This is a genomic window from Amycolatopsis roodepoortensis (assembly GCF_014873915.1).
GTDB lineage: Bacteria > Actinomycetota > Actinomycetes > Mycobacteriales > Pseudonocardiaceae > Amycolatopsis > Amycolatopsis roodepoortensis.
This window is the reverse complement of record NZ_JADBEJ010000002.1, coordinates 174,556-196,425: the sequence shown is the minus strand read 5'-3', so window position 1 is coordinate 196,425 and position 21,870 is coordinate 174,556. Positions and strand designations below refer to the sequence as shown.

Sequence of the window (21,870 nt, the reverse complement as noted above, 5' to 3'; positions counted from 1 at the left end):
CCTGGGGTCATGGGGGCAGTTCGCAGTGTTCTCCGCAACGAATCCCGCACGATGGCCGGACTCTGGCTGTACGTCAGGCGCCGGAAGGACGGTGTCGACGGGGACGCCGTCGCGGTGCCGTACGGCGCGAACGGGAAGTCGATCTTCATCGTGCTCGCGGTGGTGAGCGCCGTCGAAGCGGGTCTCTTCTGGCTGATCGACTTCGGCCTCGTCGTCGATCTCCTGCTGCTCGCCCTCGGCGTGTACTCGGCGCTGCTGGTGTTCGGGGTCTACGCCGGCACCGTCGTCCGGCCGCACGTGATCTCGTCGCGTGAGGTGCGGGTGCGCTACAGCTCGTTTTACGACGTGCGGATCCCTCGGGAGAACGTCGTCGCGCTGCGGCATGTGAAGGAGAGCCACGATCCGCTCAAGGCACAGAAGTTCCGCGACGGAACCTGGCTCAGTCACGACAACTTCTACGAGACGAACCTGATCGCCGAACTGCGCGAGCCGATCACGGTGACCCGGCCGCTCGGCGCGACCGAGACCGTCCGCGTCGTGAAGTTCCAGGCGGACGACCCGAAGGCCGCGGTCGAGGCCTACGAACGGCTCTCACCCGACCGCATTTAGTCCTCTGGATGCGGTGGTTGCCCGCGCAAGGACCGCATCCAGAGGACGAAACGCGCTAGTTCGCGCCGCCGACCCGCCGGATGATCTTGGCGAGGATGCCGGTGACCACCATCCAGAAGATCGCCGCGATGCCGTAGTTGATCAGCACGCGGAGCTTGGCGTCCTCGGGCATGAAGAGGTCCTTGAAGCCGAGCAGGAGCCCATCGGCCCAGCCCCGGACGAACGACACGATGCCGTTTTCGGGGTTGGCCTCGCCGATCACGAAGACGACGTGCAGCACCAGGATGGCCGCGAAGATCAACCCGGCCCAGCGGACCACGCTCGCCAGTATCCCGGCCGCGCGACCGCCGCCCGCTCGCCAGTCGACCTTGCGTCTGGTCGGCTGATCAGCGGTTTCCTTCTCTTCAGCGTGCTCGCCCATGCCGGGCAGTGTGGCACGCCGCCTGGTCCGATTGCTACCCGCGAGTAACCCGAATGGGCGCCACTTGAGTCACGGTTCGATCGCGGCCCGGGTTTCCTTTCGGGAGATCGCGCGGTTAAGGTGGCGTCGTGGCTCGAGCTCTCCTGCTTCGCTGCCGCGACGGGGCCTGATCGGACCGGCTCCCCGTCGCGGGGCTTCGTGGTGCCGGTCGTCGCACCCGATTCTTCAGGAGAACCCTCCCCTCATGAGCATCCGCAAGCCCACCCGTCCTGCCCCTTCCGAGCAGGCTTCGTGGAACACCCAGCGCGGCACGTCGATGCCCGTACACCGCTATCGCCCCTGGTACGACCTGGTCGAGGACATCTCGCTGCCCGACCGCACCTGGCCGGACAAGCGCATCGACACCGCGCCGCTGTGGTGCGCCGTCGACCTGCGTGACGGCAACCAGGCCCTGATCGACCCGATGTCGCCCGCGCGCAAGCGCAAGTTCTTCGACCTGCTGGTCCGCATGGGCTACAAGGAGATCGAGGTCGGCTTCCCGGCGGCGTCGCAGACGGACTTCGACTTCGTCCGCGAGATCATCGACGAGGGCGCCATCCCGGACGACGTCAGCATCCAGGTGCTGACCCAGTGCCGTCCGGAGCTGATCGAGCGCACCTTCAAGGCGCTCGAAGGCGCGCCGCGCGCGATCGTCCACATCTACAACTCGACCTCGATCCTGCAGCGTCGCGTCGTGTTCCGCGAGGAGCGCATCGGCATCACGAAGATCGCTTCGCAGGCCGCCGAGCTGGTCGTCGACTACGCCGCGAAGCAGCCGGACACCGACTTCCGGTTCCAGTACTCGCCGGAGTCCTACACCGGCACCGAGCTGTCGTACGCGCTCGAGGTCTGCAACACCATCACCGACATCTGGCAGCCGACGCCGGAGAAGCCGGTGATCCTGAACCTGCCCGCGACCGTCGAGATGGCGTCGCCGAACGTCTACGCCGACTCGATCGAGTGGATGCACCGCAACCTGGAACGCCGCGATTCGGTGATCCTGTCGCTGCACCCGCACAACGACCGCGGCACCGGCATCGCCGCCGCCGAACTGGGTTTCCAGGCCGGCGCGGACCGGATCGAAGGCTGCCTGTTCGGCAACGGCGAGCGCACCGGCAACGTCGACCTGGTCGCGCTGGGCATGAACCTGTACAGCCAGGGCGTCGACCCGCAGATCGACTTCTCCGACATGGACGAGATCAAGCGGACCGTCGAATACTGCAACCAGCTGCCGGTGCACGAACGCAGCCCGTGGGCCGGTGACCTGGTGTTCACCGCGTTCTCCGGCAGCCACCAGGACGCGATCAACAAGGGCCTCGACGCGCTGAAGGCCGCCGCCGACAAGGTGGGGACGCCGGTCGACGAGCACCCGTGGGAGGTCCCGTACCTGCCGATCGACCCGAAGGACATCGGCCGCAACTACGAGGCCGTGATCCGGGTGAACTCGCAGTCCGGCAAGGGCGGCGTCGCCTACATCATGAAGGCCGAGCACCAGCTCGACCTGCCGCGGCGCCTGCAGATCGAGTTCTCGAAGGTCGTCCAGCGGCACACCGACACCGAGGGCGGCGAGGTCGACCCGACCACGATGTGGAACGCCTTCTCGGCCGAGTACCTGGAGCTGAAGACGCCGCTGGAGCTGGTGCGCCAGCACGTCCGGGACAACGGGGACGGCGAGTACGACATCACCGCCACCGTGCGGGTCGAGGGTGACGAGCACGAGGTCACCGGCCGCGGGAACGGCCCGATCGCGGCGTTCTTCGACGCGCTGTCGACCGTCGGGTACGACCTGCGGCTGCTGGACTACAGCGAGCACACGCTCTCGCCGGGTGACGACGCGCGGGCCGCGTCGTACATCGAGTGCGCGATCTCCGACCGGGTGTACTGGGGCATCGGAATCGACCCGTCGATCGTGACCGCTTCGCTGCGGGCCGTCGTCTCGGCGGTGAACCGGGCTCACCGGTAGTTTCCGGCGTTCCGTGAAGGCCCCCTTCCCTCGGCTGAGCCGAGGGAAGGGGGCCTTCACGCGTGCGCCGGGGCGTAACTCACGTGAGTTACGCCTAAAGGCCGCGGGACGTGGCGGCTACAGGGCCTTCACGGCGGCCAGGACGTCGGCCGGATCGGTGCGCGTGGTGTAGTCCGGATGCACGTCGATGTACCGGATCACACCCTCTCCGTCCACGACCAGGACGGTCGGATAGGGCAGCTCCCATTCCGCCGCCCCATTGATCTTCTCGACGTCGCCGATGAGCGTGTCGAAAGCCGGCTTCGTCTCCGGGGCCAGCCGGAAGGTGATGCCGAGCGCGCGGCCGAGCTCGTTGTCCACATCGGACAGCACGGCGAACTCAAGATCCTTTGTGGACAATGAGCCGTCCGGAAGCTGCGGGCTGACCGCGACCAGCTTCACCCCAAGATTCTCCAGCTCCGGCAGCAATTCCTGCTGATACGTGCGCAAGGCGAGGTTGCAGTACGGACACCAAGCACCGCGGTAGAACACCACGACCGCGGGCCCGTCCGCGACCCGGACCCGCTCGCCTCCGGCGTCCGGCAGCGCGAGGTCCGGCATCGGCGTTCCCGGCTTCGCGGCCGCCTCGGCGACCACCCCCACGAACGCCGCCCGGTCGGCCTTGAGTACCTCGGCGACCTCGGCAGGGACGTGGCTCGCGACGGATTCCCGCAGCTCGGCGAGGTCGGCGTTGAGATCCCCCATGGTCAGCTCCTTCGGTTGTACTGATCGGTACAGTGCAGTCGACTGTACTATCCGGTACATGAGTGGTCAACCGGCGAAGACCCCGCAGGGGCGGATGACGAGGGACGCGATCGTCGACGCGGCGGCCGAGCTGATGTACGTCAACGGCGTCGCCGGGACGAGCGTGGACAAGGTGCTCGCGGCGAGCGGCGCCGGGAAATCGCAGATGTACCACTACTTCAAGAACAAGGATCAGCTCGTCGAAGCGGTCATCGCCCGCTTCCTCGAAAACATCCTCGGCAACCAGCCGACCATCTTCGAGCTGCACGACTGGGCCGATTTCGACCAGTGGGCGAGCGAGATCCTGGCCATCCAGACCACGCCCAAGGGCCCGATCGCCTGCCCGCTGGGCAACCTCACCGGCGAACTCGGCGACGACCCGAAGATGGCGCCACTGCTGGACAAGGCTTACCGCGAATGGGAGTCACATCTCCAGCGCGGACTGGAGTCGTTGCGGGAACAGGGAAAACTCGCCGAAGACGCCGACCCGGCCAGGCTCGCGCAAGCGGCGATGAGCTGCGTCCAGGGCGGCCTGCTGATGGCCCACCTGCGCCACGACGTCACGCCGATCGCCGACGCGCTCGAGATCGCGCTGGACCACCTGAAGAGTCACGCTCGCCCGTGAGCGCTCCGACCTCTTCGGCGAGCGCGTCGAGCACCTTCGCCACCGCCGGCCGGGAAGCCGCCCCGAGCCGGTAGACCGCTTCCACGTGCCGCGCCGCCTTGATCCCGGCGAGCGGGCGGCCGACGAGGCCACTGCCGCGTCGAGTGTCCATTGTGTACCGGGGCAGCAGCGCGATCCCGTGCCCGGCGGCGACGAGCCGTTCGGTGATGCGGAAATCGTTGATGCGCTGGACGACCTGCGGGCGCACGCCGGTGCGGATGATCAGCGACTGGAGGATGTCGTCCACCGGGAATCCGGCGTTGACGCTGATCCAGCGTTCGTCGGCCAGTTCGGCCAGCTCGATGCGGCGCCGCTTGGCCAGCCGGTGCCCGGCGGGGAGCGCGACGTCGAGCGGTTCACGCAGCAGATGCCGCGTCTCCAGCCGGTCCGAGCCGAGCGACGGCGCGTGCTCGTCCCGGTGCGCCACCACGATGTCGTAGTCCGCGACGAGCCCCGGGACCTCCGGCGGGGTCATGTCGACGTCGCGCACGATGACGTCCAGCCCGTCGAACTCCGCCGTCCGGTGCAGCAGCCCGGGCAGCAGCATCAGCCCGGCCGACTGGAAGATCGCCACCCGGACGCTGCCGCGCGGGGCGCTGCGATAAGTGTCCAATTCGGACTCCGCGCGTTCGAGGGCGGCGAGGACGTCGTCCGCGCGGGCGACCAGCGCACGGCCCGCGTCGGTCAGCCGCAGGCCTCGGCCGGCAGGCTCGGTCAGCGCGAGACCGACGTCACTCTGCAAGGCGCGCAACTGCTGGGAAACCGCGGACGGCGTGCAGTGCAACGCCTTCGCGGCCGCCGTCACGCTGCCGCGATCGGCGAATTCCCGCAGGGTCCGCAACCGGCCGATGTCCATACCGTCAGCATATGTGAAGCCGAACTGAACGATCGCTGCAAATATTCTCGCTGGTCCTAAAGGGTCGCGCCACGTAAGAGTGAAGACATGCCCGCCCGCGATCGCCTGCTCGCCCTGTTCGTCGCCGTCCTCTGGGGCTGCAACTTCCTCGCCATCCACGCCACCCTCGGCCAGTTCCCGCCCGTCTTCGCCGGCGGGCTGCGTTTCGCGGTCATCGCCATCCCGACGATCCTGTTCGTGCCGTGGCCGAAGGTGAAGATCCGCCACCTGCTCGGCTACGGGCTGGGCTTCGGCACCGGGCAGTTCGTGTTCCTCTTCATCGCGATGGACACCGGCATGCCGACCGGGCTCGCGTCGCTCGTGCTGCAGGCGTCGGCGCCGTTCACTGTCCTGCTCGGCGCCGTCTTCCTGCGCGAACGCGTGTCCGGACGGCAGCTCACCGGCATCCTGCTCGCCGTCGCCGGGATGGCGACGATCGCCTGGCAGCAGGCCGGGAACGCCGCCCTGCTGCCGGTGATCCTGACCCTGCTCGGCGCGCTGAGCTGGGCGTTCGGCAACCTGAGCACCCGGCAGGCGGCTCCGGACAACCCGCTGAATTTCGTCCTCTGGATGTCCGTGGTGCCACCGCTGCCGATGTTCGCGCTGTCGCTGGTCATGGAGGGTCCCGCCGAGATCGGGCACTCCCTGAGCACGCTCGGCACCACCACCGGGCTGATCGGCCTCGGCGGCCTCGCCTACGTCGTGCTGTTCGGCACGATCGTCGGCTCCGGGATCTGGACGTCGCTGATGCGCCGCAACCCGGCGGGCGTGGTCGCGCCGTTCTCGCTGCTGGTGCCGGTGGTCGGGCTGTCGATGGCGTTCCTGGTCCTCGACGAACGCCCCTCGCTGGTGGAGATCATCGCAGCGGCCGTGGTCATCGGCGGGGTCCTGTTCGGTTCGGCGAAGCGCCGCGTGCGCGAGCCGGATTTCCTCGCCGAAGCCGAAACGCCTCAGCCCACTGGTGTGCGGTGAGCCGTTTCGGCACGATTCCCTTGCCGGGACGGGTGAACACCTGCCGCACGAAGTCCTGGTAGCGCGGGCGATCCCCGTCGTCGACGAGTGGCCGTTCGCGGCGGGTCATGGTGAGCAGACCGCCGTCGACGCCGGGCCTCGGGCGGAACGCCGTGGCGGGCACCCGGCCCGCCAGCCGGAAGTCGAACCACGGCCACCACTGCGCGGTCATCATGGTCGCGCCGCCGACCCCGGCCCGGCGGCGCGCCACCTCCCACTGCATGAGCAGGACGGCGTCCGTCCAGCCGGGAGCGGCGAGGACGTGGCGCAGCGTCGCGGTGGTCAGGTGGAACGGCAGATTGCCGACCAGTACGTGTGGTGTCCGCGGCAGGGGGAACCGCAGGTAGTCCGCGGTGACGATCTTCGTGGACGGCCCGGCGCGGCCCGCCAGCCGGGCGGCGCGGCGGTCGTCGATCTCGATGCCGGTCAGTGGCCTGCCGAGCCGTTCCAGCGGCAGGGTCAAGGCACCGTCGCCCGTGCCGAATTCGATGATCGGCCCGTCCGTGCCGTCGACGAGCTTCACGACGGTTTCGATGATGTTCCGGTCGATGAGGAAGTTCTGGCCGAGTTCATGACGGCCAGGACGCTGTGTGCGCAAGGGATCTCCGCGGCTTCGAGGTGAGCCGGGCAGCACTGGGCCTGCCCGGCGATGGCTCGCTCGGGCGGCGGTTCCTTGCTTGACGCCGGGGATCCGCCGCTAGGCGCGGCGGATCCTGGTGAACGCGGAAGTACACATGGCGGCGAAACTACCTCGGGCCACCTGCCTCGTGCCAACCGTTTTCTACGCGCCGATCCGGCGCGTGCCGAGGTGCTCGACCGGGCCGGACAGCGCGGCCTTGACGCGGCGGGTGAGGTCGTCGGTGAGCACCTCGGTCTCGCCCTTTTCGAGGCCGTCGACGACCTGGCGGGCGACGTCACGCGGGTCGTTCTTGGGGATGTCGAGGCCCTGGGTCATGTCGGTGTCGGTGTAGCCGAGGTGGACGCCCACGACCTGCGTGCCCTGTTCGGCGAACTCGATGCGGAGCGAATTGGTGAGCGACCAGAAGGCTGCCTTCGACGCGCCGTAGGAACCGGAGCCCGCCGCCCACGACAGGACCGAGTGCACGTTGACCAGCGCACCACCGTCCTTGAGCTGCGGCGCAAACGCTTGCGCGACGCGGAGCGCGCCGAAGACGTTCGTCTCGAAGACCGGGCGGTGCGCATCGACGTCTTCGACGAGCAGCGAGCCGAGGCCGAGGACGCCGGCGTTGTTGAAGACGATCGTGGCGTCGCCCGCCTGCTCCGCCAGCGCGCGGACGGATTCCGGATCGGTGACGTCGAGCGGGAGCGGGACGATCCGCGGGTCGGTCTCCGCACGCGGCGACCTCGCGGTCGCGTAGACCTTGGCGGCGCCGCGGTCGAGCAGTTCGGCGACGAACGCCTTGCCGAGTCCGCGCTGCCCGCCGGTGACCAGTGCGACGGCGCCTTCGATGGAAGTCATGACTTGCTCCCTTGACAGAAGTGTTCAAGTTTTGCCTCTGTCGTCAGCATGGCGACGCCAGACGACAGAGTCAAGTACGCTTGACCTATGTCATGGACCGCGACGGACCGGTACCGGTTACGCACCGCCCCCTCGGGGCTGGCGCTCGTTCAGGACTTCCTCAACACGAAGGCGATCAAGACGTACGGCCTCGACCTGCTGAGCGACGCCGACCTGACGCGGCCTTGGGCCGCCGAGGCGCTGGCGGAATGGTCGCGCGCCCGGGACGCCGACGTACCCGAGATCACGCTGGGGCAGGGTGACCTTCGCGCGCTTCGCGACCTGCGAGAGACGTTCGTTTCGCTCGTGGACGGCGGCGACGCGGACTTCGGCAAAGCGGTGAAGGCGGATCTGACGCTGCGGGACGGCGTCGTCAGGCTGTTCCCCTCCGGCACCGGACGGCAGTGGCTCGCGTCGGCGTTGTGGACGGAGACGCTGCTCGCGCAGCAGGCCGGGATCTGGCCGCGGCTGAAACTGTGCCGTCTCGAAGGCTGTCGTTCGGCCTTCTACGACGTCTCGCGCAACAACAGCGGCGTCTGGCACGACGTGCGCACCTGCGGGAACGTCGCGAACCTGCGGGCCGCGCGGGAGCGGAAAAAGGCGCTCAGCTGAACGAAGCCAGCGCCGTGGGGATCGGAATCTCCCCACCGATGACGTCGAACCCCTGGTTCTCGGTGAGCGGCTCTTCGAGGGTGGCGACCAGGACGGCGGCGACGTCCGCGCGGGAGACGCGGCCCGGTTCGAGATGACCGGCGATCTTGACGTGGCCGGTGGGCTGGTCGTCGGTGAGCGTGCCGGGCCGGACGATCGTCCAGTTCAGGCTGGAACGCTGGAGAACGCTGTCGGAGATCTGCTTCGCCATCAGGATCGACCGCACCAGGCGATCGCCCTGATCCGGCGAATCCGCGAACTGCGCGGAAAGCTGCACGAACCGGGAGACACCGGCCTTCTCGGCGGCGCGGATCGCGGTGATCACGCCGTCGCGGTCGACGAGGTCGACCGAGGCCTGGTCGGGATCGGGTGCGCCGATCGCGCTGATCACCACCTCGGAGCCGGCGAGCGCCTCGACGAGGTCTTCCGCGTCGGCGGTGACGTCCGCGACCACGGTTTCGGCGCCGAGACCGGCGACCTCGTCCGCGCGGCGGCGGCTGCGCAGCCCCGCCCGCACCTGATGCCCCCGCCCCCGCAGAAGCCGGACCACGTGGATCCCCGTCCGCCCCGACGCACCCAGCACTGTGACCCGCATGACACCGAGTCTGCCCGAAAGCGGCCTTCCGCGCCTGCCCGCGTTTAGTCCTCTAAATGCGGGGAGCTCGGCGCCCTCGCCAACGGGACCGCGTGTTGCGAAAGTGGCTTTCGCAACACATCCGGGCACGCCGACTGCACACATTTAGAGGACTAAATGCGGTCGTAGCGCGTGAAGGCCCCCTTCCCTCGGCTGAGCCGAGGGAAGGGGGCCTTCACGCGCGTTCGGGACTAGAGGATCTCCGCCGCCGAGCCGACGTCCGGCAGCCCGCCGACGTCCGGGTTCAGCTCCCCGGCACCGACGAGTTCCGCCTTGACCTCGTGCGGTTTGATCCGCCCGTCGCGGATGTCCTCCGCGTAGTGGCACGCGACCCGGTGCCCGGTGCCGATCTCCCGCAGCTGCGGGCGGTCGGTGTCGCACAGGCTCTGCTGCTTCCACGGGCACCGCGTGTGGAACCGGCAGCCGGACGGCGGCCGCGCCGGCGAGGGCAGGTCACCGGCGAGCAGGATCTGCTCCCGGTTGTCCTCCACCGTCGGGTCCGGCACGGGGATCGCCGAAAGCAGCGCCCGCGTGTACGGGTGCAGCGGGTTCTCGTACAGCGTGTCGGCGTCGGCCTCTTCGACCAGCGAGCCGAGGTACATCACGCCGATGCGGTCGGAGATGTGCCGCACCACCGCGAGGTCGTGCGCGATCACCAGGTACGTGAGCCCGAGCTTCTCCTGCAGATCCTCCAGGAGGTTGACCACCTGCGCCTGCACCGAGACGTCCAGCGCGGACACCGGTTCGTCGGCAACGATCAGGTCCGGCTCGACCGCGAGCGCCCGCGCGATGCCGATGCGCTGACGCTGGCCGCCCGAGAACTCGTGCGGGTACTTCCGCAGCGCGGACTCCGGAAGACCGACGGCGGCAAGGAGTTCGCGCAGCCGCTCGGCCGTCGCCTCCTTGTCCTTGGCGAGGCCGTGCGCCTTCATTCCTTCGGTCAGAATGGATTCCACCGACTGCCGAGGGTCCAAAGAGGACATCGGGTCCTGGAAGACCATCTGCATCCGGCGGCGGGCCTTGCGCAGTTCCTCGCCCTTGAGCCCGGCGACGTCGGTGCCGTCGAAGACGACCTTGCCGTCGGTCAGCTCGGTCAGCCGGAGGATCGCCCTGCCCAAGGTGGACTTCCCGCAGCCGGATTCCCCGACCAGGCCGTAGGTTTCACCCTTGCGGATGGCCAGATCGACGCCGTCGACGGCGAACACGTGCCCGACGGTGCGGTCGACCACGATGCCGCGTTTGATCGGGAAGTGCACCTTGAGGTCGTCGACCTCGAGCAGCACTTCCTGCGGCGGAACCGTGTGCGTCATCGGACCCCTCCTTGTGCGGCCACGGCCGGGATCACCGGGTTGTGGCAGCGCAGCAGCCCATTGCGGTCGGGGGTCAGCTGCGGTGAAACCTCCCGGCACACGCCGAGAGCGTTCGGGCAGCGGGGCGCGAAGGCGCAGCCGCCGTCCCACGGGATGTTGTCGGCGACGGATCCCTTGATGGGGATCAGTTTCTCGCCGCGGCCCGCGTCGAGACGCGGGATCGAGGCGAGCAGGCCGTGCGTGTACGGATGCCGCGGCTCGGCGAACAGCGCGTGCCGCTCCGCCCGCTCGACGATCTTGCCGCCGTAGAGGACGTTCACCTGGTCGCAGAGACCGGCGACGACACCGAGGTCGTGCGTGATCATGATCAGCGCGGTCCCGGTGTCCTGCACCAGTTCCCGCAGCAGCGCGAGGATCTGCGCCTGGATCGTCACGTCGAGCGCGGTGGTCGGCTCGTCGGCGATGAGCAGCCGGGGACGGCACGCCAGCGCGATCGCGATCAGCGCGCGCTGCCGCATCCCGCCGGAAAGCTGGTGCGGGTACTCGGAAAGCCGCCGCGTCGGGTCGGGGATGCCGACCTTGTCCAGCAGTTCCGCCGCCTCCACCGACGCCGCCTTGCGCGCCATCCCGCGATGCCGCTCCAGCACCTCGGTGATCTGCAGCCCGATCGGGATGACCGGGTTCAGCGAGGACAGCGGGTCCTGGAACACCATGCCGAGGTCACGGCCGCGGCGGTCCCGCATTTCCTTGTCCGACAGGCGAAGCAGATCCGTGCCTTCGAACGACACCGAACCGCTGACCTGGTTGCCGCGCTTCGCGAGCAGCCGCATGATCGCCAGCGAGGTCACGGACTTGCCGCAACCGGACTCGCCGACGAGACCGACCGTCTGGCCGGGTTCGACGTCGAAACTGACCTCGTCCACCGCGGTGAACGGCTTTTCGCCGCGTCGCTGGAAAACGACCTTGAGGTCACGTACTTCGAGGAGTGCCATCAGAAATCACCGCCTGTTCTTCGGATCGAGGGCTTCCCGCAGGGACTCGCCGAGCAGCGTGAACCCGAGCGCGACGATGATGATCGCGATGGCCGGGTAGTACGCCAGCTCGGGGCGGATGTCGAGGAACTGCCGGGCACTGCGGCTCAGCATGATGCCCCATTCCGCCCGGTTCGGGTCCGGGTCGCCGAGACCGAGGAACGACAGCGCCGCCGCCTCGAGGATCGCGGTCGCCAGGGTCAGCGTGGCCTGCACGATGACCGGGCCGAGCGAGTTCGGCAGCATGTGCCGCAACACGATCGCCCCGCGTTTGACGCCGAGCGACGTCGCCGCGAGCACGTGGTCGCTGTTTCTCTGCGCGAGCATCGAACCGCGCAGCAGTCGCGCGAAGATCGGCACGCTGACCATCGACACCGCGACGATCACCGTCCACTGGCTCGGCTTCTGGAACAGCGCGGCGACCGAGATCGCCAGCAGCAGCGACGGCACGGACAGCATGACGTCGACGAGCCGCATCAGCACGGTGTCGACCCAGCCGCCGAAGGCACCGGCGAGGCCGCCGATGATCATGCCGACCACGACACCGATGATCGTCGCGAGCACACCGACCAGCAGCGTGTTCTGCGCGCCGACCAGCAACCGCGAAAGGTAGTCGCGGCCGAAGTCGTCGACACCGAGCGGGAATCCGGGCTGGGCGCCCGGGATGATGCCCTGGCCGAGGATGACCTGGCTCTGCAGATACCGCTCGTAGGGATCCTTCGGCGCCAGGAGCGGCGCGAAGATCGCGACCAGCAGGAACAGGCCGGTGATCACGGCGCCGGTGATCGCCACCGGGCTCCGCATCATCCGGCGCAGCGCCTCGCCACCGAGGCTGTGCCCCTTCGCCGAGGAAGCCGCGAGCCGGTCGATCGGCTCCTTCTTCTTGTTCAGCAAGGTGTTCATCGGACACGCACCCTCGGGTCGATGAGCCCGTACGAGATATCGACCAGCATGTTCACCAGCACGTAGACCAGCGCGCCGAACAGCAGCAGCGCCTGCAGACGCGGGTAGTCACGCCGTTCGATGCCTTCGGCGAGCAGGAAGCCGAGACCGCGGAAGTTGAACACCCGCTCGGTCAGCACGGCGCCACCGAGCAGCGCGCCGGTCTGGAGGCCGATGACGGTGACCACCGGAAGCAGACCGTTGCGGAGCACGTGACGGCGCCGCACGATCGGCTGGGTCAGGCCCTTCGAGTTGGCCGTGCGGATGAAGTCCTCGTTCAGCACGTCCAGCACCGAAGCCCGGGTGATCCGGACGATGACCGCGAGCGGGATCGTGGCCAGCGCGAACGCCGGGAGGATCAGGTGGGTGAGCGCGTCCCAGGCGGCGTCCCATTCCTGGGTGATAATGCCGTCGAAGACCGCGAACCCGGTGACGGTGGTGGCGTCGAGACCCGCCATCTGGCGGCCCTGCGAGGGAAGTCCCAGCGGGGCGGCCAGCAGGTCCTGCATCATGTAGCCGAGGAAGAAGACCGGCACGGCGACGCCGACCAGGCTGAGCACGATGATGACGTTGTCGACGGCCCCGCCGCGGAAGCGGGCGGACAGATAGCCGAACGGGATGCCGAGGCCCACCGCGATGAGCATCGCGCAGAAGCCGAGCTCGATCGTCGCGGGCAGGAAGTTCCCGATCTCCGACATGACCGGCTGGGCGGAGACCAGCGAGTTGCCGAAGTCGCCGGTGATGGCCCGGCCGAGGAACTTGAAGTACTGGACGAAGATCGGATCGTCGAGGCCGAGAAGCTTGTTCAGGTCGGCGATCTTCTCCGGGGTCGCCTTGTCGCCAAGGAGGGCGCCGGCGGGGCCGCCGGGCAGGGACCGGAGCCAGGCGAAGATCAAAATGGACAGGATCAAGAGCGTCGGTATCGCTTGTAGCAGCCGACGCACGAGAAAACGGAGCACGTGCGTTCCTTTGTTGCCAGCCCGGGAATGGGCCACAGGGGGCGGGCGCGGTAGCGCCCACCCCCTGATGGCTCAGTGGTGGTGGATCAGTTGACCGTGACGGTGTAGAAGCGCTCGTCGGTCAACGGGCTGGCCACCAGGCCCTTCACCTTCGGGCCGACGACGATCGCCGGGGGGCCGTAGGAGATCGGGATGGCGGGCAGGTATTCCATGATCTTCTGGTTCACTTCCTGGTACGCCTTGGTGTGCGCCTCACCGGCGGGCGCGGCGTCCGCGGCGGAGATGGCCGAGAACAGCTCCTGGTTGGTGAAGCCGAACTCCGGCTTCTCGCGACCGAAGAAGGTGCCGACGAAGTTACCGGCGTCGTTGTAGTCACCGGTCCAGCCGAGCAGGTGCACGTCGTGCTTGCCCGCCTTCTGGACGTCGTCCTTGTAGCCACCGTTCCACGGCTTGGCGATCGGCTCGACCTTGATGCCCATGGCCTTCATGTCCTCGGACAGCGAGGTGAAGATGTCGGCCGGGTTCGGCATGTACGGCCGGGTGACCTCGGTCGGGTAGTAGAACTTCAGCGTCATGCCCTCGGCGCCGGCTTCCTTCAGCAGGTCTTTCGCCTTCTGAAGGTTGTATTCGTACTTGGTGACGTTCTCGTTGTAGCCGTCGATCGCCTTCGGCACGAACTGGGTCGCGGTCTCGGCGCCCTCGGGGAGCTTCGACTTCACGAACTGCTCACGGTTGAGACCGTAGGCCAGCGCCTGACGGACCTTCTGGTCCTTCAGCTTCGGGTTGTTCTTCTGGTTGATGCCCAGGTACAGGATGTTGAACGACGGGCGGATGAGCACCTGCTCGCCGTCGTTGCGCAGCAGGCCGTAGTCCGCGGGCGACGGGTAGTCGTAGCCCTGGATGTCGCCGGCCTTGAGCGCCTGCTTGCGGGCGTTCTCGTCCGGGATGACCTTGAAGACCAGCTTGTCGAGCTTGGCCGTCTGGGTCGGCGAGTCGGTGGCCTTGACCAGCGTGATCTCACCCTTGGCCTGGTCCCAGCTCTCGAACTTGAACGGGCCGGTGCCGGTCGGGTGCTTCAGCGCGTACTCCGGGTAGGAGAACGAGTCACCGCTCTGGGTGACGGCGTCGGCGTTGTACTTCTTCAGCGCGTCCGGGCTCTGCATCGAGAACGACGGCAGCGTGAAGGCCGCCGGGAAGGCGCCCTTGGCCTTGTTCAGGTTCAGGACGGCGGTCGACTCGTCCTTGGCCTGGCAGTCCTTGAACACCGGGGCGCCGGAGGCGTCACCCTCGTTCTTGGCGAAGCCCTCGAAGACGTCGCCGTAGTAGATCATCTGGCTCTGGGCGGCGGCGCCCTTCATGTTGTACATGCGGTTGAAGTTGAAGCAGACCGCTTCGGCGTTGAACGGGGTGCCGTCGTGGAACTTCACGCCCTTCTTCAGGGTGAAGGTCCAGGTCTTGCCTTCGTTGCTGCCTTCCCACTTCTCCGCCAGGCCGGGCTCGAGGTCCGCGGTCCCCGGCTTGTTCATGATCAGCGTGTCCATCATCTGGCGGATGATGCGGAAGGTCTCACCGTCGTCGTTGAAGAGCGGGTCGAAAGTCTTCGGGTTACCGGCGGCACCGAAGACCATGGTGCCTCCCGAGCCACCCCCTGCGCCTTCTTCACGCTTCGATTCGGCACAGGCGGAAATGGAGACCGCGAGTGCGCCGGCAAGCCCGATCAGGGCCACACGGCGTGCTCGGGTCACCCGCAGTTGCTGCATCTGGCACCCCTTGAGGAGATTTTCGGTGTTTAGGCACCGTCCGGTCGGTCGGAAAGTCGAGCTCCACGGACGATCGGTGTGCCCGCCGACACTAGCGGGAACTCAGCCCGCACTTAAGCACGCGAGGTTACGATCGCGCTACACGACGGCCAATACGACCGCAAAGTGTCCGCAATTCCGGACGGAGTGTAATCAATTCCGGACCACTAACGCGCAGAGTGCCGGGTCACTGACTCAAATGGGTGCCCACCACTACGACCAATGGGTGCCGGACAAAACAAGACACCGGCAGGACATTGGTGGGGTCTCGTGAGTGGTAAGGACGGTTCTAACCGTCCTTACCACTCACGAGAGGTGACCACACGATCGGCCGCGGCGCGGGTCCCGTCGACGGCGAACCACCCGCGCTCGAACAGCTGCCAGCGCCGCAGATCCGCCCGGGAGCCCTCGCCGTCACGCTCGGCACCGCGGTCGAGACGTTCGGCCTCGCTCCCGCCGTCCAGCCAGGCCAGCAGGGACAACGAGGGCCGCATCCGCGCGCGACCACTGGACACGCCCTCCAGTACCAGCACCTCGGGGACCGGGATCTCGACCTCTTCACCCGGCAGCGGGACGCAGGTGGACCAGTCCACCCGCCGGTATCGGCCGGGCCGGCCCGCGCGCAGGGGTTCCAGGACGCCGGTTTCCAGCCGCGGCCACCACGAAACGGGTTCGTCCCAGGTGGCGAACTCGTCGGTGCTCACCAGCGCCACCCGGACACCCCGGCCTGCCAGATCGGCGACGATCTTCCCGGCCAGCGTGGACTTCCCGGAGCCGGACGGGCCGTCGACGGCCAGCACCCGGACGGCGCCCAGCCTCGGCGGGGCCGCGAGAAGCGCGTCGATCAGCGTGCGCGTGCGGGGCTCACTTCGGGGAGCCCTTTGACGTTGTCGGGGGCCGCCGTCCTGGCTTCGAGCGCGGCGACCCGTTCTTCCAGGTCGCGCTGGGCGTCGGCAAGTTCGCAGCGGAGCAGCGCGATCTCCTCGACGGAGGTCCGGACCTCTTCTTCGAGATGCCCGACCTCGGTCGACAGGTGCAACGCGACCAGCGCCAGCACCACACCGGCCATGAGGAATACGAAGTTCGACGGCGTTTGCACGCCGGTTATCCGCGCCATGAAGTCGGCGGCCTGCGGAACGAGGGCGAGCACGACCACGCCGACGGCGAGGACGAGCCAGACACCCGCGTACTTTTCCCGCAGTTTCCGCCGCCGCATCATCTCGAGGACGACGAACAGCACGAGACAGGCGACGACGATGCTGAGAATGCGCCAGCCAGCCATAATCAGCTCCTTTTACGCCGAATCCGACGAGTCGACGGCGGGACGGCGGCGCACCAGCGCCAACAGCAGGGCGAGTCCGGCACGGCCGAGGTAGATGGCCGATTTCACCGGCGAATGGCTCGGCGTTCCGGCCGCCCGTTCGCGCATGATCACCGGGATTTCCTTGATCTTCAGTTCGGCGCGGATCGCCATCACCAGCGATTCGACCGTGTCGCCGAGGTATTCGGCCGGGTAGTACGCGGCGAACAGTTTGATCGCGCGCGGGCCCATCGCCTTGAACCCGGAGGTCACGTCGGTGAGCTTGGTCTTCGCGAGCCGGGAGAAAACGACCGAGAGCGCGACCATCGCGTATTTCCGCGGGCCGCTCGCCTTGTACGAACCCTTGCCCGCGAACCGCGAGCCGATCGCGATGTCGGCGTCGTCGAGCGCGTCCAGCAGGGCGGCGACCTCGCCGGGATCGTGCTGACCGTCCGCGTCCACCTGGACGACGACGTCGTAGCCGCGGGCGGCCGCGTACCGGAAGCCGGTGCGCATCGCACCGCCGACACCCAGGTTCACCGCCAGGCGGGCCACCTCCGCGCCCGCCGCGCGGGCGAGCTTGGCCGTGTCGTCGGACGAGCCGTCGTCGACCACCAGCACGTCCATACCGGGCAGGGACTGCTTGACCTGGGAGATGACGGCGCCGACGCTGGCCTGCTCGTTGAGAGCGGGCATCACGATGAGTACGCGGCGGGTGGTCACGGACGTACTGGACACTGGATCACTCTATCGTCTCACTGGCCGTGAGCGGCCGCTACCCGCTCCATCACTCGCTGCTGACCCCCGAGAGCGGAAAACCGCGGTGTGCCCGCCGGTAGTGGTCCCGAAGACGCCAACCGGCCAAGTCAGCGGCCACTTCACCCACGTCCGGGACGTCGCGATACCCCTCATAGACTCGCCGGGTCAGCGGCATTTTTCGATCGGAGAAGACATGCTGTCCGAAGCCGCCCAGCTCGCAGTCGGCGCTCTCGTCGTACTGCTGCCTGGGCTCGCGATCCTCCTCACGGCCGGCCTTCGCGAGCGGTTGTGGCTCGCCGGGCTCTCGGCGCCGCTCACCATGGGATTCGTCCTGCTGGTGTCGCTCTTCACCGGTGTCACCGGGCTGCGGTTCGGGCTGCTCACCGTCGTGATCGCGCTGGTCGTGGTGCTGCTGCTGACGGGCGCGGGCAGGCTGCTGATCGTCCGCCGCCGTCCGCCCGCCGAGCTCGCCGAGCCCGCCGAGGACGACCGGCTGCGCGCCCTGGCCGGCAGGCCGGCCCTGATCGCGCAGATCCTCGGCGCCGTGATCGCGCTGGGCGGAGTCGTGCTCGGCGTCCGCATGTGGCACAAGGGCCTCGGTTCCTGGGCGACCCCCACGCAGGAGCACGACACCGTCACGCACGCCGTGCTGACCGCGTACACGCACTTCACCGGGCGCGCGGCGCCGTGGCAGGTACTGCCGATCGACGTCGTCAACGACACCAACATCCAGTACTACCCGCCGGGCTTCACCGACGTCAGCGCGCTGCTGACGGACATCTTCGGCGACACGATGCTGTCCATCAACCTGGTGACCGTCGTGTTCACGGTGATCGTGATGCCGCTTTCGGTGGCCGCGTTCACCGCCGCGGTCCTCCGGCACGGCCGTGTCGGCCGCGGCTGGGTCGAGCTCGCCGCCGGTGTCGCCGCGCTCGTCTCCGTGCAGCTCTACCGCCCGGCCATCGCCTTCGCGCACGACGGCGGTGTCCTGCCGAACGCGGCGGCGCTGGCGATCACCCCTGGGCTCGTCGCCGTCATGCTGGTGATCGGCAAGCGCCACTGGGGACGCGCCGCGCTGATCGGCGTCGCCATGGCCGGGGCGTTCAACCTGCACCCGAGCGCGCTGACCTCGATCGCGTTCACCACCGTCGCGGCCATGCTCGGCCTGCTGGTCACGCGGTCCGGCAGGCTCGCGTTCGCCCGCTCGCTGCTGCCGCTGGTGCTGGCCGCCGTCGTCACCGTGGTGCTGCTGATCCCGAGTGTGCTGGCGCTGCTGCGGCTCGGTGGCGGCACGGTTTCGGACGCTCCCGCGAACATCCGCGGGGTCGCCCTCGGCGACGCCTTCGGCGTGCTCGCCAAGCTGCCCTACGGCGGTTACTTCGATCCCGGCAACACGTTGAGCCAGCTGACGCTCGGCGTCCTCGGCCTGGTCGGCGTGGTCTTCGCGGTGCTTTCGCGGCGCGCGTGGACGCTGGTGGGCGCCTGGGTCTTCTGGGCCGCCGTCGTGGTGACCTACCACAACTCGCCCAACTCCGGCTTCGGCGCGATGGTCGGCCGGTACTACTACCGGGTGGCCAGCCGGATCGACAGTCACATCTACCTGCTGATCCCGACGCTGGTCGGCGTCATCTTCGTGGTGATCGGGCTGGTGCTGGTCTCGGGCAAGGTGCGCAACCCGATCCCGGCGAAGGCCCGGCCCGCGATCGCCTTCGGGCTGACCGTGGTGCTGCTCGGCGCGCTCACCGTGACCACGTTCCGCGGCTACATGAACACCGCCGCCTACTCACTCAGCCAGCGCTACTCCGCCCCGCAGTTCTCGCGGTACTCCGATCAGGACGACGCCGCCGCGAAGTGGCTGAAGGAGCACGCGGCGCCGGGCGAAGCGATCCTCAACAACGCGAACGACGGCTCGACACTGCTCTATGTCGACTACGACCTGCCGATCGTCAACATCGTTCCGGACGGGCACAGCCCGATCAAGGAGAACGAGCTGCTGCTCGCGCGGTTCAACACCTACCCGGCCGACCCCCAGGTGCAGGACATCCTGCGCCGTAAGAACGTGCGCTGGATCTACGTCGACACCGTCGCCCCGACGGTCGGGACCGACGGCCGCCACTGGAGCGGCGACCTGTCCTTCGCGCTGGCACCGGGGCTGAGCAACCTCGCCGGGCTGCCGGGGCTGACGAAGACCTTCTCGTCGGGCAGCGTCAGCGTTTACCGGCTCGACCTGCCGCCGCAGAGCTAAGCGTCGGCGTTCGTGGTCCCGGGGCGACCGCGGACCACGAACGCCATGACGACCAGCAGGCCGACGGTCGGCCCGGCGGCGAGGCCGACGACGGCGCGCACGACCGTGTCGCCGGGGAAGAACAGCAGCACCAGCGCGGTCGCGACGACGACCGCGGCCCAGGTGATCAGCACCTTCGTGGCCTTGGCCTGCGCGACGAGGACGGCGGCGAGCAGCTGCATCGCGGCCAGCAGCACCGAGGACCAGACCAGCCCGGCCATCCACCAGGCTTCGGGGTCGTTCTTGGCGCCGTAGACCAGGCGCACCACCCACGGGCCGATCAGCCAGCCGATGAGCGCGCCGAGGGCCGCGAGCGCCAGCGCGCCGGCCGAGCCGAGGGCGAGCAGCTTCCGCAGCCGGTGCTTGCCTTCCTCGGTGCTGGACAGGCGCACCACGGTCGGGACCGCCAGCGCCTGCACCGGGGCCATCAGCGTGAGCGGCGTCCTGGCCACGAACAGGGCGAGGAAGAGCACGCCGAGCGCGTCCTTGTCACCACCGGGCGCGAGCAGGCTGACCAGCGCCGGGTAGCCGGTGATGACGCTCGCGGTCAGCCCGGCGCCCGCGAGCAGCATCAGCATGTTCGTGACGACCGGCTTCGCGGGCTCGTCGGCGTCCAGCTTCGGGTCGACCAGCTTGGCGGCGCCGCGGGCGAACAGCAGCCAGGCGAAGGAGCCAGTCGCGGCGGCGATGGCGAACCAGTACAGCTGGGTGAGCCCGGCGACCACCAGCGCGGCGACCACGAGGATCCGCACGGCGGCCTCGACCAGGATCAGCCACGAGTAGGACCGGACGTGGTCCTGGCCGATCAGCAGGCCGCGCGCGGCGAACTGGAAGGCGAACGACAGCCCGCCCGCGAGCACGATCACGGCGAGCGCGAACTGGCCGCCGTAGACCTTGTCGGTCACCGCCGGGATGAGCGTGAACAGGGCCGCGACGCCGACCGCGACCAGGCTGGTGACGAAGGCGATCACCGCGGGGCGTCCGGCCTTGCGGCCTTCGAGCGCGGCATGCGCAGACTGTCGCGAGATCTCCTGCTCGAGCGGGGACAGGGCGGCGCCCAGCCCCATCAGCATGCCCCAGAAGGAGAGCAGGACCGCGTTGTCGGCAGGCGACAGCGTCCGTCCCCACACGACGGTGAGGACGTAGCCGAGCGCGATGGCGATCAGCAGGTAGACGCCGATACGGCCGGCGGATTTCCCGGTGTCCTTGGCCAGCTCTTCGCTGCTCACCGCGTTGCTCATTTACGCAGCCGGGCCCGCAGCGCCATGAAGAGGCCCCGGAGCGCTCCGGCGCCGAAGCCGGCGGCGAACACCGGGGTGAGCCGGGCGACGGCCTTGGCCTCGGCCTTGGTCGCACCGAACTTCGTCACCGCGAACCCGGCGGCCGTCGACCCGGCGGCGGCCAGCGCGACGGCGGTCTTCGGGCGCTTCGCGGCGACACCGAGGCCGAGGACGCCGACGGCCATCGCGGCGAACAGTCCGTTGCGCGCGGGGCCGGGCGACGCGAGATACGAATCGACGAACGTGGTGCCGCGGAAATACGACTGGCCGACGAACTTCTTGAACGAATCGCGGCCGTGGTAGGTCGCGGAGAACTCCGGCGCGAGGAAGATGCGGTGACGTTCGGCGATCCAGCGCAGAACCCCCGTGTCGTCACTGGCGAAACGGACGTCTTCGAAGAGCGACTCGAACGCGTTGGACGAATCCTCGAGAACGTCCTTCGGCGCGGAAAAGAATCCGGTGCCTTTGGGGAAGACGTCGAACTCCTCGATACCGAACGACATCAGCCGCGGGTTCGCGCAATAACGGCGCCACGGGATCTTGACCAGTCCCGCCATGAATCCCGCGTACGGATTGTGTTCGGACGCCACGTTGATGTGACCGTTCCACACCGTGCGCTCGGGATGGTCGACGAGCTGGTCGCGGAGGAAGGTGAGCGAGCCGGAGTCCACGATCACGCGGCTGTCGAGCAGCAGGATCTGCCGCCCGGACGCCTTCGCGATCCCGGCGCGGCGCGCCTCGAAGCGGCCGCTGTTCGGCTGGGTGAGGACGGTGATGCCGTACAGCTCCTGCAGCCTGGCGAGCTTGGCGCCGGTGCCGTCGGTGCTGCCGTCGTCGACCACGACGACCTCGACCGGCCAGTTCGCCGCCGCTGCCGACGCGATCAGCGCGCCGACGCTGCGATCGATCCAGTCCTGCTCGTTGTAGACCGGGATCACGACGGACAGGGCCGGAAGGAGCGAATTCGCACTCACCCCGGCGAGGCTACCTTGCGCGGCCCACCAGTATCCTTCGGGC

General features: G+C 68.5%; 22 protein-coding genes. 6 read left to right on the top strand and 16 right to left on the bottom strand.

Features of this window, described 5'->3' with window-relative positions:
* The first annotated feature begins 9 nt into the window (after positions 1 to 9).
* Positions 10 to 609: a hypothetical protein gene (locus H4W30_RS10070; RefSeq protein ID WP_225949231.1), complete on the top strand. Its 600-nt coding sequence runs from the start codon at positions 10 to 12 to the stop codon at positions 607 to 609.
* A gap of 55 nt (positions 610 to 664) precedes the next feature.
* Here H4W30_RS10070 and H4W30_RS10065 read toward each other — a convergent pair whose 3' ends face one another.
* Positions 665 to 1,030, bottom strand: a complete 366-nt coding sequence (locus tag H4W30_RS10065) for a hypothetical protein (protein WP_192742627.1) — start codon at positions 1,028 to 1,030, stop codon at positions 665 to 667.
* Between the two features lie 244 nt (positions 1,031 to 1,274).
* Here H4W30_RS10065 and leuA point away from each other — a divergent pair, with 244 nt between their 5' ends.
* Positions 1,275 to 3,032 carry a 2-isopropylmalate synthase gene (gene leuA, locus H4W30_RS10060; RefSeq protein WP_192742626.1) on the top strand — a complete coding sequence of 586 codons (1,758 nt, stop codon included), beginning with the start codon at positions 1,275 to 1,277 and terminating at the stop codon, positions 3,030 to 3,032.
* Positions 3,033 to 3,149: 117 nt separating this feature from the next.
* On the opposite strand, the gene H4W30_RS10055 is transcribed toward leuA, so the two are convergent.
* A complete protein-coding gene (locus H4W30_RS10055) occupies positions 3,150 to 3,776 on the bottom strand; it encodes a peroxiredoxin-like family protein (RefSeq protein WP_126737221.1) in 627 nt (208 codons plus the stop codon).
* A gap of 58 nt (positions 3,777 to 3,834) precedes the next feature.
* Between H4W30_RS10055 and H4W30_RS10050 the strand changes: the two genes are divergently transcribed.
* Complete coding sequence (locus tag H4W30_RS10050) at positions 3,835 to 4,440, top strand: TetR/AcrR family transcriptional regulator (RefSeq protein WP_378234886.1); 606 nt, start codon at positions 3,835 to 3,837, stop codon at positions 4,438 to 4,440.
* Here H4W30_RS10050 and H4W30_RS10045 read toward each other — a convergent pair.
* On the bottom strand, positions 4,376 to 5,335 hold the full coding sequence (locus H4W30_RS10045; RefSeq protein WP_192742625.1) for a LysR family transcriptional regulator: 960 nt from the start codon (positions 5,333 to 5,335) through the stop codon (positions 4,376 to 4,378). The genes H4W30_RS10050 and H4W30_RS10045 overlap by 65 nt on opposite strands.
* A gap of 87 nt (positions 5,336 to 5,422) precedes the next feature.
* Between H4W30_RS10045 and H4W30_RS10040 the strand changes: the two genes are divergently transcribed.
* On the top strand, positions 5,423 to 6,346 hold the full coding sequence (locus H4W30_RS10040) for an EamA family transporter (RefSeq protein ID WP_192742624.1): 924 nt from the start codon (positions 5,423 to 5,425) through the stop codon (positions 6,344 to 6,346).
* On the opposite strand, the gene erm is transcribed toward H4W30_RS10040, so the two are convergent.
* Positions 6,249 to 6,983 carry a 23S ribosomal RNA methyltransferase Erm gene (erm, locus tag H4W30_RS10035; protein ID WP_192742623.1) on the bottom strand — a complete coding sequence of 245 codons (735 nt, stop codon included), beginning with the start codon at positions 6,981 to 6,983 and terminating at the stop codon, positions 6,249 to 6,251. The genes H4W30_RS10040 and erm overlap by 98 nt on opposite strands.
* Before the next feature lie 183 nt (positions 6,984 to 7,166).
* Positions 7,167 to 7,865: an SDR family oxidoreductase gene (locus H4W30_RS10030; RefSeq protein WP_192742622.1), complete on the bottom strand. Its 699-nt coding sequence runs from the start codon at positions 7,863 to 7,865 to the stop codon at positions 7,167 to 7,169.
* Between the two features lie 87 nt (positions 7,866 to 7,952).
* On the opposite strand from H4W30_RS10030, the gene H4W30_RS10025 reads away from it, so the two are divergent.
* Positions 7,953 to 8,516, top strand: a complete 564-nt coding sequence (locus H4W30_RS10025; protein WP_192742621.1) for a CGNR zinc finger domain-containing protein — start codon at positions 7,953 to 7,955, stop codon at positions 8,514 to 8,516.
* Here H4W30_RS10025 and H4W30_RS10020 read toward each other — a convergent pair.
* From H4W30_RS10020 to H4W30_RS09980, 9 genes are all read right to left on the bottom strand, one after another.
* The gene (locus tag H4W30_RS10020; RefSeq protein WP_192742620.1) at positions 8,509 to 9,150 is read right to left on the bottom strand and encodes an SDR family oxidoreductase; all 642 of its coding nucleotides are present in this window, start codon (positions 9,148 to 9,150) and stop codon (positions 8,509 to 8,511) included. The genes H4W30_RS10025 and H4W30_RS10020 overlap by 8 nt on opposite strands.
* A 230-nt stretch (positions 9,151 to 9,380) precedes the next feature.
* The gene (locus tag H4W30_RS10015; RefSeq protein WP_192742619.1) at positions 9,381 to 10,499 is read right to left on the bottom strand and encodes an ABC transporter ATP-binding protein; all 1,119 of its coding nucleotides are present in this window, start codon (positions 10,497 to 10,499) and stop codon (positions 9,381 to 9,383) included.
* A complete protein-coding gene (locus H4W30_RS10010) occupies positions 10,496 to 11,491 on the bottom strand; it encodes an ABC transporter ATP-binding protein (RefSeq protein ID WP_192742618.1) in 996 nt (331 codons plus the stop codon). The genes H4W30_RS10015 and H4W30_RS10010 overlap by 4 nt, the downstream gene beginning before the upstream one ends.
* 6 nt (positions 11,492 to 11,497) lie before the next feature.
* The gene (locus tag H4W30_RS10005) at positions 11,498 to 12,433 is read right to left on the bottom strand and encodes an ABC transporter permease (protein ID WP_126737230.1); all 936 of its coding nucleotides are present in this window, start codon (positions 12,431 to 12,433) and stop codon (positions 11,498 to 11,500) included.
* On the bottom strand, positions 12,430 to 13,431 hold the full coding sequence (locus H4W30_RS10000) for an ABC transporter permease (protein ID WP_063275656.1): 1,002 nt from the start codon (positions 13,429 to 13,431) through the stop codon (positions 12,430 to 12,432). The genes H4W30_RS10005 and H4W30_RS10000 overlap by 4 nt, the downstream gene beginning before the upstream one ends.
* Positions 13,432 to 13,517: 86 nt before the next feature.
* On the bottom strand, positions 13,518 to 15,191 hold the full coding sequence (locus H4W30_RS09995) for an ABC transporter substrate-binding protein (RefSeq protein ID WP_455423567.1): 1,674 nt from the start codon (positions 15,189 to 15,191) through the stop codon (positions 13,518 to 13,520).
* A 338-nt stretch (positions 15,192 to 15,529) separates the two neighbouring features.
* A complete protein-coding gene (locus H4W30_RS09990) occupies positions 15,530 to 16,030 on the bottom strand; it encodes a uridine kinase family protein (protein WP_192742616.1) in 501 nt (166 codons plus the stop codon).
* 44 nt (positions 16,031 to 16,074) lie between these two features.
* Complete coding sequence (locus tag H4W30_RS09985; RefSeq protein WP_192742615.1) at positions 16,075 to 16,512, bottom strand: DUF2304 domain-containing protein; 438 nt, start codon at positions 16,510 to 16,512, stop codon at positions 16,075 to 16,077.
* 12 nt (positions 16,513 to 16,524) lie between these two features.
* Entirely contained in the window at positions 16,525 to 17,226 is a 702-nt protein-coding gene (locus tag H4W30_RS09980; RefSeq protein WP_192742654.1) for a glycosyltransferase family 2 protein, read from the bottom strand.
* Between the two features lie 256 nt (positions 17,227 to 17,482).
* On the opposite strand from H4W30_RS09980, the gene H4W30_RS09975 reads away from it, so the two are divergent.
* Positions 17,483 to 19,534 carry a DUF6541 family protein gene (locus H4W30_RS09975; RefSeq protein ID WP_192742614.1) on the top strand — a complete coding sequence of 684 codons (2,052 nt, stop codon included), beginning with the start codon at positions 17,483 to 17,485 and terminating at the stop codon, positions 19,532 to 19,534.
* Here the strand turns inward: H4W30_RS09975 and H4W30_RS09970 are convergent.
* Positions 19,531 to 20,814 (bottom strand): polysaccharide biosynthesis protein, encoded by a 1,284-nt coding sequence (locus tag H4W30_RS09970; RefSeq protein ID WP_192742613.1) that lies wholly within the window; start codon positions 20,812 to 20,814, stop codon positions 19,531 to 19,533. The genes H4W30_RS09975 and H4W30_RS09970 overlap by 4 nt on opposite strands.
* The gene (locus H4W30_RS09965) at positions 20,811 to 21,827 is read right to left on the bottom strand and encodes a glycosyltransferase family 2 protein (RefSeq protein WP_192742612.1); all 1,017 of its coding nucleotides are present in this window, start codon (positions 21,825 to 21,827) and stop codon (positions 20,811 to 20,813) included. The genes H4W30_RS09970 and H4W30_RS09965 overlap by 4 nt, the downstream gene beginning before the upstream one ends.
* Between the last annotated feature and the right edge of the window lie 43 nt (positions 21,828 to 21,870).

What these genes read in the sequence shown, in the direction of transcription:
- H4W30_RS10070 (WP_225949231.1), top strand. Translation starts at nt 10, where the DNA reads ATGGGGGCAGTTCGCAGTGTTCTCCGCAACGAATCCCGCACGATGGCC.
- H4W30_RS10065 (WP_192742627.1), bottom strand. Translation starts at nt 1,030, where the DNA reads ATGGGCGAGCACGCTGAAGAGAAGGAAACCGCTGATCAGCCGACCAGA.
- leuA (WP_192742626.1), top strand. Translation starts at nt 1,275, where the DNA reads ATGAGCATCCGCAAGCCCACCCGTCCTGCCCCTTCCGAGCAGGCTTCG.
- H4W30_RS10055 (WP_126737221.1), bottom strand. Translation starts at nt 3,776, where the DNA reads ATGGGGGATCTCAACGCCGACCTCGCCGAGCTGCGGGAATCCGTCGCG.
- H4W30_RS10050 (WP_378234886.1), top strand. Translation starts at nt 3,835, where the DNA reads ATGAGTGGTCAACCGGCGAAGACCCCGCAGGGGCGGATGACGAGGGAC.
- H4W30_RS10045 (WP_192742625.1), bottom strand. Translation starts at nt 5,335, where the DNA reads ATGGACATCGGCCGGTTGCGGACCCTGCGGGAATTCGCCGATCGCGGC.
- H4W30_RS10040 (WP_192742624.1), top strand. Translation starts at nt 5,423, where the DNA reads ATGCCCGCCCGCGATCGCCTGCTCGCCCTGTTCGTCGCCGTCCTCTGG.
- H4W30_RS10030 (WP_192742622.1), bottom strand. Translation starts at nt 7,865, where the DNA reads ATGACTTCCATCGAAGGCGCCGTCGCACTGGTCACCGGCGGGCAGCGC.
- H4W30_RS10025 (WP_192742621.1), top strand. Translation starts at nt 7,953, where the DNA reads ATGTCATGGACCGCGACGGACCGGTACCGGTTACGCACCGCCCCCTCG.
- H4W30_RS10020 (WP_192742620.1), bottom strand. Translation starts at nt 9,150, where the DNA reads ATGCGGGTCACAGTGCTGGGTGCGTCGGGGCGGACGGGGATCCACGTG.
- H4W30_RS10015 (WP_192742619.1), bottom strand. Translation starts at nt 10,499, where the DNA reads ATGACGCACACGGTTCCGCCGCAGGAAGTGCTGCTCGAGGTCGACGAC.
- H4W30_RS10010 (WP_192742618.1), bottom strand. Translation starts at nt 11,491, where the DNA reads ATGGCACTCCTCGAAGTACGTGACCTCAAGGTCGTTTTCCAGCGACGC.
- H4W30_RS10005 (WP_126737230.1), bottom strand. Translation starts at nt 12,433, where the DNA reads ATGAACACCTTGCTGAACAAGAAGAAGGAGCCGATCGACCGGCTCGCG.
- H4W30_RS09995 (WP_455423567.1), bottom strand. Translation starts at nt 15,191, where the DNA reads ATGCAGCAACTGCGGGTGACCCGAGCACGCCGTGTGGCCCTGATCGGG.
- H4W30_RS09985 (WP_192742615.1), bottom strand. Translation starts at nt 16,512, where the DNA reads ATGGCTGGCTGGCGCATTCTCAGCATCGTCGTCGCCTGTCTCGTGCTG.
- H4W30_RS09980 (WP_192742654.1), bottom strand. Translation starts at nt 17,226, where the DNA reads ATGCCCGCTCTCAACGAGCAGGCCAGCGTCGGCGCCGTCATCTCCCAG.
- H4W30_RS09975 (WP_192742614.1), top strand. Translation starts at nt 17,483, where the DNA reads ATGCTGTCCGAAGCCGCCCAGCTCGCAGTCGGCGCTCTCGTCGTACTG.
- H4W30_RS09970 (WP_192742613.1), bottom strand. Translation starts at nt 20,814, where the DNA reads ATGAGCAACGCGGTGAGCAGCGAAGAGCTGGCCAAGGACACCGGGAAA.